Origin of the sequence: Halopseudomonas salegens (assembly GCF_900105655.1) — a bacterium.
Taxonomy (GTDB): Bacteria; Pseudomonadota; Gammaproteobacteria; order Pseudomonadales; family Pseudomonadaceae; genus Halopseudomonas; species Halopseudomonas salegens.
The window spans coordinates 2,225,468-2,238,538 of sequence record NZ_LT629787.1; the positions used below are offsets into that span (position 1 = coordinate 2,225,468).

General features: G+C 57.2%; 12 protein-coding genes. 2 read left to right on the forward strand and 10 right to left on the reverse strand.

Annotated elements, in window-relative coordinates; all coding sequences use genetic code 11:
- Positions 1-21 precede the first annotated feature (21 nt).
- From BLU07_RS10105 to BLU07_RS10125, 5 genes are all read right to left on the reverse strand, one after another.
- On the reverse strand, positions 22-549 hold the full coding sequence (locus tag BLU07_RS10105; RefSeq protein ID WP_197674993.1) for a GDYXXLXY domain-containing protein: 528 nt from the start codon (positions 547-549) through the stop codon (positions 22-24).
- Positions 546-1,598 carry a DUF4401 domain-containing protein gene (locus tag BLU07_RS10110; protein ID WP_092386563.1) on the reverse strand — a complete coding sequence of 351 codons (1,053 nt, stop codon included), beginning with the start codon at positions 1,596-1,598 and terminating at the stop codon, positions 546-548. Before BLU07_RS10110 ends, BLU07_RS10105 begins: the two co-directional genes overlap by 4 nt.
- Positions 1,595-2,569: a DUF2157 domain-containing protein gene (locus BLU07_RS10115; RefSeq protein WP_092386565.1), complete on the reverse strand. Its 975-nt coding sequence runs from the start codon at positions 2,567-2,569 to the stop codon at positions 1,595-1,597. Before BLU07_RS10115 ends, BLU07_RS10110 begins: the two co-directional genes overlap by 4 nt.
- Positions 2,566-4,443, reverse strand: a complete 1,878-nt coding sequence (locus tag BLU07_RS10120) for an MFS transporter (protein ID WP_092386567.1) — start codon at positions 4,441-4,443, stop codon at positions 2,566-2,568. The genes BLU07_RS10115 and BLU07_RS10120 overlap by 4 nt, the downstream gene beginning before the upstream one ends.
- Before the next feature lie 134 nt (positions 4,444-4,577).
- Positions 4,578-6,014 carry an MFS transporter gene (locus BLU07_RS10125; protein WP_092386569.1) on the reverse strand — a complete coding sequence of 479 codons (1,437 nt, stop codon included), beginning with the start codon at positions 6,012-6,014 and terminating at the stop codon, positions 4,578-4,580.
- Between the two features lie 502 nt (positions 6,015-6,516).
- On the opposite strand from BLU07_RS10125, the gene BLU07_RS10135 reads away from it, so the two are divergent.
- Positions 6,517-7,395: a DUF6279 family lipoprotein gene (locus BLU07_RS10135; RefSeq protein ID WP_092386573.1), complete on the forward strand. Its 879-nt coding sequence runs from the start codon at positions 6,517-6,519 to the stop codon at positions 7,393-7,395.
- Between the two features lie 74 nt (positions 7,396-7,469).
- Positions 7,470-8,525, forward strand: a complete 1,056-nt coding sequence (locus BLU07_RS10140; protein ID WP_092386575.1) for an NAD(P)-dependent alcohol dehydrogenase — start codon at positions 7,470-7,472, stop codon at positions 8,523-8,525.
- Positions 8,526-8,542: 17 nt separating this feature from the next.
- On the opposite strand, the gene pyrF is transcribed toward BLU07_RS10140, so the two are convergent.
- From pyrF to rpsA, 5 genes are all read right to left on the reverse strand, one after another.
- A complete protein-coding gene (pyrF, locus tag BLU07_RS10145; RefSeq protein WP_092386577.1) occupies positions 8,543-9,241 on the reverse strand; it encodes an orotidine-5'-phosphate decarboxylase in 699 nt (232 codons plus the stop codon).
- A 79-nt stretch (positions 9,242-9,320) separates the two neighbouring features.
- On the reverse strand, positions 9,321-10,508 hold the full coding sequence (locus BLU07_RS10150) for a tetratricopeptide repeat protein (protein WP_092386579.1): 1,188 nt from the start codon (positions 10,506-10,508) through the stop codon (positions 9,321-9,323).
- Between the two features lie 5 nt (positions 10,509-10,513).
- A complete protein-coding gene (locus tag BLU07_RS10155; RefSeq protein ID WP_092386581.1) occupies positions 10,514-10,813 on the reverse strand; it encodes a lipopolysaccharide assembly protein LapA domain-containing protein in 300 nt (99 codons plus the stop codon).
- Positions 10,814-10,882: 69 nt separating this feature from the next.
- Entirely contained in the window at positions 10,883-11,176 is a 294-nt protein-coding gene (gene ihfB / locus BLU07_RS10160) for an integration host factor subunit beta (protein ID WP_092386583.1), read from the reverse strand.
- A gap of 143 nt (positions 11,177-11,319) precedes the next feature.
- Positions 11,320-12,999: a 30S ribosomal protein S1 gene (rpsA, locus tag BLU07_RS10165; RefSeq protein ID WP_092386584.1), complete on the reverse strand. Its 1,680-nt coding sequence runs from the start codon at positions 12,997-12,999 to the stop codon at positions 11,320-11,322.
- Between the last annotated feature and the right edge of the window lie 72 nt (positions 13,000-13,071).

The following is a 13,071-nucleotide window of genomic DNA, read 5'->3' on the forward strand; positions in this document are numbered from 1 at the left end:
GGACGAAACGAAAAGGAACAATCATTCACTTTTCTGATGATACAGGATCAGCACCGAGCTCATGCAATGCCTCATCATGCAGGCTGACCAATATGGCGTGCCCGTTGTCAGCCACCCGGAAGCCACCCCACCTGGCCGGCTCATAGCGCTCAGCCGTACCTTCCTGGAAAAATAACCGTTGGGACCCACGCTATACTGTCCACTGTTGCGACGCAAACGCAAAGTCACCACCTCTGACTCGCGGGCAGGCAAGTCGGAGAGCTGGAGAAAACGCCCACGCCGTTGCTCGTCGACATGAATATGCGCAAAAGGCGGCAAGGCGCGAACTTCCCGAGAGCGCTGCTGGTCGGCCAGCTGTCGGTCAATGGCAAAGCTGAGCTGCATGTAATCACCTTGCATCAGTGAGCGCGGATCGACCGGGGCGAGCTCAAGCAGCACAAACTCGCCCTCACGCAAGGTGCGTTCATGTCCATAAATGGCGAAGCCGGCCACCAGCATTACCAGCAACCAGCCGACAACCATTACCCCGGGATGACGACGTCGAATCATGCTGTTGCCCTCCCCCAGCGTTGCCAGCAACCATAGGCCAACAACAACAGACTACCCGACAGCATGAGCAACCAGGATTTGTGCAGCAGGCTCAATTGCAGGCTGTAGTACCATTCACTCAGGGCCAGCAAGGTGAACAGCGGGCAGAGCATGCACCAGACCCAGCTACGCGCATAAAACACCAGCAAACCGAGCGTCATGGCCAATAGCAAGGCAGGTGCCTTGAATAGCAAAACAGCCAATGCAAGCGCCAATACAGGTGCAGCCAAGGGCCACTGCCGCAGCTCGCGGGAAAACAACCAGCCCACTGCCAACACAGCCAGGGCGGCAATACTCATACGGTAGCCAAGCATCCAGAAATCTGCAGTACCCTCAGCCGGCAAGGTAAACCAGAAGCCCTGTTGTGCGTAAACAGCCAGCAACAGAGCGAACAGCGTGGTCGCATCCAGCATCGGCTTGAGCCAGGCAGCACTGTGGTGTGCAGCCCAGCGATACCGGGTGGCCCAACCAAGCGCCGCCAGCCCCGCCAGCAGGCTTGCATACACCAGCAACAATGGACCGAATTCCAGCAGCAGGGCACCGTACATCAGGCTGAACAGGCAACACAGCTGGCGATGTCGTTGACTTCCCGGCACCCACAGCATCACCAGTGCCAGCGGTAGTCCAACCACCGCGATCGACTGTAGCCAGTTCAGCAACGGGTTCAATTCATCAGCCCAGACAAACACCAGCATCCCCTGCCCACTCAAGGAAAAGGCCAGCGCCAACTGTTCGATAAACAGCCCCTGACTGCGCAACATCAACCAGGCGCATCCAAGCAGTATCAAGGCGTACAGGCTGAGACCAAAGATATTATCCACCAGCAGCACCCAGGGCCCCATGGTTGCGCTGATCATCATGAGTGCGGCCAGCCAGGCGGCCAGGCCAAGCAACAGATTCAACCACCAGCGACCGGGATCTGCTGTCTGCAGACGCTGCGCAATCGCTTCGTCAATCAGGCCGTCCTTTTGCCAATCGGCAATCAACGCCAACTGCACCGCCCGCTTCATAACCCCTCCTTGTGCAACCGGTGCAACCAGATCGAGGCCAGCGCGCTACTGCCAATCACGAACAACCCAAGGCCGTTGAACAGAAAGAATGCATCGGTTTTTTCCAGTATCCGGGCCAGGCCGGATGTCGTTACAGCAATCAGGGTAAAACTCTGCAGGGCCAGCAATGACAGATCAGGCCGTATCCACCGATAGAAAGGCATCCCCGCAAGCAGAACCAGGGCCAGACAGATTGCCAACACAGCAAAACGGCTTTCCCACCAGACAAACATACCGCCGACACCCAGACATCCCAGCACGACCATCGCACTGAGGCGCTGCATCAGTCGCGATTGCAAGGCAAACCAGCGCAGACCAAAGCCCTCGAACAGTAGAAGTACTGCGAGATTGATCAGTGCAACCCAGAGCATGGCATCCTGCGGATCCCAGCGGTTGAACAGACTCCAGACAATGCTATGGCTGAAATAACGCCACAGGGCCAGGTTGAGCAATACCCAGACCAGCAACCAACAGGCGCGTGAAGCGGAATACCAGGCCCAGGGCAGAATCAGCACTGCCCAGACCGCAAAGAGTTGCCAGATATCCGCACCCGACTGATAGGTCTGTCCGATCAAAGCCAACAAGGCGCCCGTCATCAGACAAGCCCCCAGCAACATGGCCTGATGCACCAGCGGCCGGTTGACGCTGAACCAGGCGCTGGCAACAAAAGTGCTCAGCACCCCCAGCGCCAGTGCCAGCTTGTAACCGCGCGCAAGACTCGCCCAATTCCAGGCAAAAAAGAAAATGATCCCGCTGACCAACAAGAGCACGCCACCCAGCAGTAATACCTGATTCAGCAGCCGCTCCCAGTCAGCCATTTGTGCACGCAACGGCCGTCCAGATTCAATGCGTGCCAGGGCATCTGCGGGCAGCATCCCCTGCTCGGCCCAGTGCAGGCAGGTATCGGCTTCCTGCAAACGCTGACGTCTCACTTTGCCTCCCCGCGCAGTGCGCTAACCGATGCCTGCAAAACCTCGGTGCGGGCTTCTTGCGGCGTCAATGGGTCAGCCGCGACCAAAGCAACCCGTGACCAGAAGCGGCGGAACAGCCCCTTGTTCGGTGCCCGACTGAAAAAACTGCCCCAGAGCCCACGCAGCGCCATCGGAATCACCGGCACAGGGTGACTCTCGAGAATGCGTTGGCAACCATCACGGAAGGGATTCATGTCGCCATCTGCGGTCAGCTTGCCCTCGGGGAAAATACACACGACCTCCCCCGCTGCCAGGTACTCGCCAATTCGCTGGAAAGCCTGCTCGAACGTCTGTTCGCACTCGCTACGCGGTGCAATGGGCACTGCACCAGCCGTGCGGAAGATAAAGTTGAGTACCGGCAAGTTATAGATACGGTGGTACATGACAAAGCGTACCGGACGGCGTACCGCGCCACCAATCAGCACCGCATCGACAAAAGACACGTGGTTGCACACCAGCAGACAAGGCCCCTCATCCGGAATGGCTTCCAGATTCTCATGCGTCACCCGGTACATCGAATGACCGAGCAACCAGATCAGGAAACGCATGGTGAATTCAGGCACGATGGTGAAGATATAGACGCAAACGGCAATATTCATCAGCGCCACCACCAGGAAGAGCTGTGGAATACTCAGCCCGGCCAGCGTCAACATCAGGATGGAGACCACCGCCGCCAGCACCATCAGCAAGGCATTGAGAATATTGTTCGCGGCAATCACGCGAGACCGCTCATGCTCCGGAGTGCGCGACTGAATCAGCGCGTACAGGGGAACAATATAGAAACCACCAAACAGCCCCAGCCCGAATAAACACAGAAGCACCCACCAGGCCGCGGGCTGGGCCAATAATTGCAGCCAGCTGTAAGGTTCACTGGCAGCAATCACGCCCGCCGAGAACCACCAGATCAGGATGCCGAACAGGGTCAACCCAAAGGCCCCGAAGGGCACCAGGCCAATTTCGACCCGACGCCCTGACATGCGCTCGCAGAGCAGAGAGCCCATGGCAATACCCACCGAGAACAGCGTCAGAATCAGGGTCACCACACTCTCATCACCATGCAGATGATCCTTGGCAAAACCGGGAATCTGGGTCAGGTAGATGGCACCAATAAACCAGAACCAGGAATTACCCAGCAGGGAGCGTGACACCGACGGCATTTGCTGCGCCAACCCAAGATGCAGAATCCGCCAGGACTGGCGCATGATATTCCAGTCCAGCTTAAGCTCCGGCATCCCGGCATGTGCTCTAGGCACCCCCAGACTGCTGACCAGCCCCAGCACCGCAATCAGTACAACGGTGATCCCGATGGCCATTGCCCAATGCTCACCACTCATGAGGATACCGGCATACAGGGTACCGCCGAGAATGGCCAGAAAAGTGCCCATTTCCACCAGTGCATTGCCACCAAGCAGCTCCCGCTCATTCAGGTGCTGGGGCAGAATGGAGTATTTCACCGGACCAAACAGTGCCGACTGGACACCGGTAGCAAAGAGCACGGCCAGCATCAGCGGCAAACTACCCAGCAACAGACTGGCCGCTCCGACCAGCATGATCAGCACTTCACCGAACTTGATCAGCCGAATCAGCCGCTCTTTGGCAAACTTCTCGCCAAACTGCCCCCCCAGCGCGGAGAACAGGAAGAAAGGCAGAATGAACAGCATGGCAGCCAGATTGATCAGCAGATCGCGGTCGGCAGTGAAGGTCAGTTTGTACAGGATCGCCAGAACCAGCGCCTGCTTGAAGACATTATCATTGAAGGCACCCAGTAGCTGGGTGAGAAAAAACGGCAGAAAGCGCCGACTGCGAAGCAGTTCGAATTGTGACGTTTGCGACATATCCCTGTTACCTGTATCCGATTGGCGGCTTTACTCTTGAGAACGCAGCATAGCCGATTCAGGACACAAATCAGAATCGCCAACAACAAGGGGCCGTACAAGACGGCCCCCTGGGTCATGCTATCAAACCTGTTTCAGGGCTGTTGCGGTTCCAGCTGCAGGCGGGCATTGCGGCGCATGATCCAGCGGTGAATCTTGTCATGCCGCTCCGACGTCAGCGGGTATTTCCAGGCAATGGCAAAGGCCAGCAAATACAAGGCCACCGGGCCCAGAATGTAGAGCACACGCAAGGCCATCAACTGGCCGTCATCATGTACGCTGGCCTGGGCATCAAAGCCGACCAGCCAGAGCAGGCCCAGTGACAACCCAAGGCCCAACGCCATGGCCAACTTCTGCGCCATACCTGACATGGCAAAGAACAGACCGGTGCGATGTTCCTTGCTGCGCGCAGTATCCAGATCAACGATATCCGCCAGCATGGCCAGTGGAAGAAACTGGAAGGCGGCAAAGCAGAAACCCTTGAGCGCGAACATGATGGCGAAAGGTACCACCTGTCCCGCCTGCAAGGCGAACATGCCGAGGATGCTGACACTGGAGACACCCACAGCTACGCAGAAGGCCTTGTGCTTGCCGATCTTCTTGCCGAGGATCAGCCAGAAAGGAATGCCGAGGATACCGATACCGAAGTAGATCAGGTACATCAGACCGATGTAGGCCTGAATTTGCAGCACATGCTGCATAAAGAATACCGACAGCGCATTACGGAAGGACTCGCCAGTCACCACGATCAGCAGCATCAACATCATGCGCTTGAACGGGGCATTGTACTTGAGCACCTTGAGGCCTTTTCTCCAATCGGTTTTTTCGACGGTTTTGGGCGGCGCTTCGCGCACAAAGGTCAAGGCGAGGAAGACGGTAATCGGCAAGGTGACGATAAACAACCAGGCCATGCCACCCAGGATAGGGCCATACCCCATGCTCAACTCACCGTCGGTGCCCAGCAACCAGATAATGAATTGCATGAAGAAGCCGTCAGTATGCCCCTCGGCAAACCGCGCAATCATGGCTTGCACAATCGCCGGAGCCAATGCCGCCAGAAACAGCCCGATCAATACATAGCCTTCACGCGAGGCGGTTACCCGGCTGCGTTGATGATACACCGGTGACAGTTCGGCACCCCAGGCGCCATAAGGCAATGTGACCATGGTCCAGCCCAGATACATGAGCACTGTCCACAGCAACAGGTGCCCCACGCCAACACCATCCGGAGGCATAAACAGCATGACTGTCCCCAGAATCACCAGCGGAGTACCGAAGAAAATCCATGGTTTGCGCCGACCAAAGCGGGTGGGTTTGCGATCACTGATGGTGCCAATCAGGGGGTCGGTTATCACATCGGAAAAACGCGCCAGCACCAGCACCAGGGCCACCAGGCCCATATTGATACCCAGCTCCCCCGCATAGAATGGCGGCAGATACACCACCAGAGGGTAGCCAATAACAGCCAGGGGCATACCGATTGACCCGTGGATCAACAGGGTCGAACGCTTCAGGATCCCGCTTTGACTCATACATCTCTCCCGCAAGAGAACCGCGCAAGTTCCCGCAGGACTTGCATTATTATGCTTATGCGACTCTTCGACTCTGGCCTGCGGGCTGCCAGCAAGGCTCCGCAACAGCCGACATCAGTTGATGGGTGTGTTGTTGCCCGACTTGTTTTTATCGACAACCAGCAGATTCTTATGCATGACAGTCGGCAACGCAACAGCGAAAAACCATTCATCAACAGCAAATCACCTTGCGCTTGCACCCAGATGGCCAACAACAATAGTTGTCCGGGCAAGAAGCCTTGCCAGACGGGCGCCCGAGCACACATCAGGCAGCAATCAGGCAGCTTATTCAGCTGAATGATGGCACTGAACAGTCAGTTACTGACTGCCTTCCGGCTTTGCCGGGTTCGGATGGATACGGCAAGCAAGAGCGTTATGATTTATAGTTCACAGGCGTAAAGATAACGGCTACTTTTCCGGCCTGTTGCCTGACTGCAAATGCCAATAATTTTACGGACAGACCATGCCACTCACCCGCTCCTGCTTGCGCTTGCTGGCTTTCAGCCTGCTGGTACTGACCCTGTTGTCAGCCTGCAGCACTACCCGCCTCGGCTATGCTCATCTGCCCTGGCTGGTCAGCTGGAAGAGCCGCGAGTATGTACCGCTGAACCGCGATCAGCGCAGCTGGCTCCGTGAGCAGATCGCCGAGCATCGCGACTGGCATTGCCGTCAAGAGCTGCCCCGTTACCCGGCGTTGCTCGACGAACTGGCCGACCCCTTGCTGAGCAACCCGCCCCAGGGCAGGCAGTTGCTCGCTGCACGTGACAAAATCGAGCCGGCGCTCGACCGTCTGCTCGGTGCCCTCGCCCCCTCACTGGCTGAGCTGCTGCAGCAACTGGATGAAACACAGGTTGCTGCCCTGCGGCACAACCTCGAGCAACAACACGGTGAGCTTTACGATACCTATGTGGCTCCAGATGCCGCCACCCAGGCGGCCGAGCGCCAACAACGACTGGAAAAACGCCTGCGCCCCTGGCTGGGACGCCTGCAAGCGGATCAGCAGCAGCGCATTTCCGAGTGGTCAGCACAACTGGAAGGTCAGAACGCCATCTGGCTGGAGAACCGCAGCTATTGGCTGCAGGCTTTCAATGCGGCTCTCGACCAGCGAGATCAGACCGATTTCGCCCTGCATGTCGAGCGCCTGCTGACGGATCGCAAAAGCTATTGGACCGAAACCTTCCAGCGACGCACCGAGATCAACAGCCAACTGGCCGCTGACATGCTCAGCGATGTGGTCGCGCTGAACTCGCCAGGTCAGGATGATCGACTGCGCCAACGCCTGGACCGATTGAAGGCCGATATCGCACACATTGACTGCAATACGGAAGCAGCCGTCAATTGACCCGCATCAATCACCGTGGTGAATTTCTGGTCTAGAGTGAAGCTGTTGCCCACTCACACTCCAGGAGTTGCGCCATGTCCACTATGAAAGCGGCGGTCTTTGTTGAACCCGGCCGTATCGAGATCCAGCAGCGCCCGATCCCCACGATTGGTCCGACCGATGCCCTGCTGAAAGTCACCACCACCACTATTTGTGGCACCGACGTGCACATTCTCAAGGGTGAGTATCCGGTCAAACCCGGATTGATCGTTGGCCACGAACCGGTAGGAGTGATCGAAAAACTGGGAGAAGCGGTCACCGGCTATCAGGTTGGTCAACGCGTGATTGCCGGCGCCATCACACCCTGTGGCCAGTGCCATCCCTGCCTGGATGGCATTTCCAGCCAATGTGGCGGCAAGGCCATGGGCGGCTGGCAGTTCGGCAATACGATTGATGGCTGCCAGGCCGAATATGTGCGCATCCCCAACGCCCAGGCCAACCTGACTCCGGTCCCGGACGGGTTGACTGATGAGCAGGTATTGATGTGCCCTGACATCATGAGCACCGGCTTTGGCGGTGCGGAAAATGGCCATATCCGTATCGGTGACAGCGTGGTGATCTTTGCCCAGGGTCCGATCGGCCTGTGTGCCACTGCCGGGGCCAAACTGATGGGTGCAACCCGGATTATCGTGGTTGACGGGGTCAAGGAGCGCCTTGATGTCGCCAAGCGGCTGGGTGCTGACGTCACCATCAACTACAAGGAAGAAGATCCGCTGACGACAATACGCGAACTGACGGGCGGCCAGGGGGTCGATGTAGCCATTGAGGCGCTCGGCACGCAGGAAACCTTCGAGGCCTGCCTGCGTGCTCTCAAGCCTGGCGGCACCCTGTCCAGCCTCGGGGTGTATTCCGGCAAACTGTCACTGCCCCTGGATGCCCTCGCCGCCGGCTTGGGTGATCACAAGATCGTCACTACTCTGTGCCCCGGTGGCAAGGAACGCATGCGCCGTCTGATGGCAGTGGTTGCATCAGGGCGTATCGACCTGACGCCACTGGTTACCCATCGCTTCCAGCTCGATGACATTGTCGACGCCTACGACCTGTTCAGTCATCAACGCGATGGCGTACTCAAGGTCGCCATCACGCCATGAGACAGAGCGTGACCAGCTCAGCCCAGCGTAGCCAGGATTGAATCAAGGGCTACCGCTGGCAGCTCGGCGCGGGTAATCGGGCGACCAATCACCAGATAGTTGCTGCCGTTTTCCAATGCTTGCGCCGGACTGACAACGCGTTTCTGGTCATCGGCGCTGGCATCAGCCGGGCGGATACCCGGGGTAACCAGCAGAAAGTCATCATTCAGTGCACCGCGCAGAGCTTTGGCCTCACGGGCCGAACAGACCACGCCATCCAGGCCACAATCCTGGGTCAACCGAGCCAGCCGCTGCACCTGAACCATGGGTTCAATATCCACCCCCACTTCCAACAGGTCTTCCTGCTCCAGACTGGTCAGCACTGTCACAGCCGTCAGCAGTGGCCGTTCACCTGTGCGCTGGTCGAGTACTTCCCGGCAGGCATCGAGCATGCGTCGACCGCCGCTGGCATGTACATTCACCATCCATACACCCAGCTCGGCAGCGGCACGCACGGCAGCTGCGGCGGTATTGGGAATATCGTGAAACTTGAGATCGAGAAAAACATCAAAGCCCAGCTTGTGCAACTGATCGACTACCTGCGGACCACTGGCAGTAAACAGTTCCTTGCCGACCTTGAGGCGACACCGTTGCGGATCAAGCTGAGCAGCCAGAGCCAGTGCTGCAGCGGCATCCGGATAATCGAGGGCAACAATTACGGGTGTAGTGCAGGTCATGCATGATTCCTGTATGAGAAACGCGCCTTGCGGCTTGATTGAATGCCTGACAGGGTCTTGTTTGCCGTACGCCCCGTTTTCAGATCTCTTGGCTGATTGCGCTACCGCCGGGCAAATGCCCATTCTGTACCGGGCGCATACTCGACCAGTGATGACAGGTCGGGCATTGCCAATGCAACTCCCGTGCGGCAAAACCACACGACTGGCAACGATAGGGCCGCCAGTCAGCTACCAGATCAGCCACAACCTGGTGCTCCAGATCCCGTGCAGTGGAATCAGTCAGTGGCAAAGTCATCAAATAACGCAGCAAACCCAGTGATGGCTGACGCCGTGCATAGGTCTGTACGAAACGCAACGCTTCACCTTCGTCGTGCTGACGCAACTCACTTGCCTTGGCGAGCACCACGGCTACCGGAGGCTGGTCAGAAGCCGCCAGTACCCGGTCAAGGTAGGCAAGAAAATCCAGGTTGCCATTATCCTTGCACCAGCGCGCCAGGGACAAGGCTTGCGGGACGAAATCGGCACCTTCGGCGACCAAGCGTTGCAACCACCTGGAACAGTCGACCGGCCGCTCAGCCTGATGTTCCAGTTCGGCCAGCAACAACATCGCACGTACACAGTGGCGATCAACCTTGAGTGCCTGCATCAAGAGGCGCCGTGCCATGGGCCATTCACCGCGCTGCAAAGGCACGCGGGCCTGTTCACAGTAGTAATGCGCCAGAGGAATGGCAAATTCCGGCTGCTCCCGAACCAGCAACAGGCCGATATGGATGGCTTCGGCCCAGTCATGTCCGCGCTCGTGTACTTTAACGAGTTCAGTCATGGCGTCGGCTCTCAGGGGTGAGCGGGCATTGATCAATTCCTGCAGCAGGCGCTCGGCGCGCTGATCAAGGCCCACTACCAGGTAGTCACGGGCCAGCTCAAGCTGCACGCTATCCGCCTGCTGCCGCGACAGGTTGGGGCGGGCCAGCAGGTTCTGATGCACCTTGATCGCCCGCTCGACGTCACCGCGTTGGCAGAACAACTTGCCAATGGCAATGTGGGTTTCTACCGTTTCCGGGTTCACTTCCAGCGCCCGGATGAAGGTTTCAATGGCTTCATCCGGCTGTTCGTTGAGCAGATAATTCAGACCAATAAAATACTGTTTGTCGATCGCACTGCCATGCGGCTGCAACATGACACCGACCTTGATCGCTTCGCGGCGACCAAGATACCAACCAATAATCAACGCCAGCAGGAACAGCCCAAGAAACAGCAGATGCTGCATTGCCATCAACCTTTGATAGCCTGGGTACGCAGCTTGTCGATTTCCTTGCGGTGACGATTGAGCTCATTGCTTTGCAACATCAATTGCAAGCGCAGGCGCGCGGTAATCATCCAGCCGAGGAAGATGCCCAACAAGCCGCCAAGAACAAAGGCAACGATGACGAACAGAGACAGGGGCAAGGCGGGTGATTGCAGCTCAAGAAACTGCAGCGTGACGTTCTGCCGGTTTTCCAGCATGAAGTCGAGGGCGGCCAGGGCGACCAACAGCAGGACAATAATCAGCAAGGCACGCTTGAGCCATTGCATGGCAGATACTCCATTCCATTCATTCGCACAACCCGGAGTATAGCGCAGGGGGATAGCGGCAGATACCGCCTAGGCCATTTCCAGCGATTCGTTAACCCGGTCGCGCAATTCCTTGCCCGGCTTGAAGTGCGGCACAAACTTGCCATCCAGCTCGACAGCATCACCCGTCTTTGGATTACGTCCAATGCGTGGCGCACGATAATGCAGCGAAAAGCTGCCAAAACCCCGGATTTCTATACGTTCCCCGGTGGATAAGGCTTGTGACATATGCTCCAGCATGGTCTTGATTGCCAACTCTACATCCTTGCCCGAGAGTTGCCCCTGCTTCTCGACAATGCGCTCTATCAGCTCCGACTTGGTCATGGATTTTCCTTTTTTTTCAAGCGGCTGCAACGGTTGTACCACGCTCCCGCGTCAGCTACAAGCGGCAAAATGCAAGCATAAAAAGGATCAGGCACAAAAAAGGGCGACCGAAGTCGCCCTTTTTGACAGCTGGAAAACTGAACTCAGTTCTTGCCTTCCATCTGCTGCTTGATCAGATCACCAATGGTGGTCGGACCAGCGGCCAGCATTTCCTGCTTGCGCAGATCCTGCATGGCGTCTTTCTCGTCGGCAACGTCTTTCGCCTTGATCGACAGGCTGATGACGCGGCTCTTGCGGTCAACACTGATGATCTTGGCTTCGACTTCGTCGCCTTCATTCAGCACGTTGCGCGCGTCTTCAACGCGGTCACGGCTGATTTCAGACGCCTTCAGGGTGCCTTCAACTTCTTCGGACAGCAGGATCACGGCGCCTTTGGCGTCAACTTCCTTGACCTTGCCGGTAACGATGGTGCCTTTCTCGTTCAGCGAAACAAAGCTGGAGAAGGGATCGTCTTCCAGTTGCTTGACGCCCAGCGAGATGCGCTCACGCTCGGGATCAACCGACAGGATAACGGTTTCGATCTCGTCGCCCTTCTTGAAACGACGTACCGCTTCTTCGCCAGTTTCGTTCCAGGAGATGTCGGACAGGTGAACCAGACCATCGATGCCGCCTTCCAGACCAATGAAGATACCGAAATCGGTGATCGACTTGATGGAGCCGGAGATCTTGTCGCCCTTGTTGAACTTGCTGGAGAACTCTTCCCACGGGTTCATCTTGCACTGCTTGATGCCCAGGGAGATACGACGACGATCTTCGTCGATATCCAGAACCATGACTTCCACATCATCGCCCACCTGGACAACCTTGGAAGGATGGATGTTCTTGTTGGTCCAATCCATTTCGGACACGTGGACCAGACCTTCAACGCCTTCTTCCAGCTCGGCAAAGCAGCCGTAATCGGTCAGGTTGGTGACCTTGGCATTGACGCGAGTACCTTCCGGATAGCGACCGGTGATGGCAACCCACGGATCTTCACCCAGTTGCTTCAGACCCAGGGAGACGCGGTTGCGCTCACGATCAAACTTGAGCACCTTGACGTCGATCTCATCGCCAACGTTGACGATTTCGGACGGATGCTTGATACGCTTCCAGGCCATGTCGGTGATGTGCAGCAGGCCGTCTACGCCGCCCAGATCGACGAACGCGCCGTAATCCGTGAGGTTCTTGACGATACCCTTGACCACTTGACCTTCCTGCAGGGTTTCCAGCAGCGCTTCGCGCTCTGCACTGTTTTCCGCTTCCAGGACGGCACGACGGGAAACGACAACGTTGTTGCGCTTCTGGTCGAGTTTGATGACCTTGAACTCGAGTTCCTTGTTTTCCAGGTGCGTGGTGTCGCGTACGGGACGCACGTCAACCAGCGAACCAGGCAGGAAGGCACGAATGGTGTTGACGTCAACGGTGAAACCACCCTTGACCTTGCCATTGATGATGCCCTTGACGATTTCTTCGGCGGCGAAAGCTGCCTCGAGAACTTTCCAGGATTCGGCACGCTTGGCCTTCTCACGGGAAAGTTTGGTTTCACCGAAGCCGTCTTCTACGGCGTCCAGTGCAACGTGCACCTCATCACCCACAACGATGGTCAGTTCGCCTTGATCATCAAGGAACTGCTCACGCGGGATAACACCCTCGGATTTCAGCCCGGCGTGGACGGTGACCCAGTCAGAGTCAATATCAACTACGATACCGGTGATGATGGAGCCTGGCTCCATATCGAGAGTTTTCAGGCTTTCTTCAAAAAGTTCGGCAAAGCTTTCGCTCATTTGGATTCCTGTAAATGTCAGTAAAGGCGGCAACCGCCGGACCGCGAAAGTCGCGCGTCGCACAGTCACACA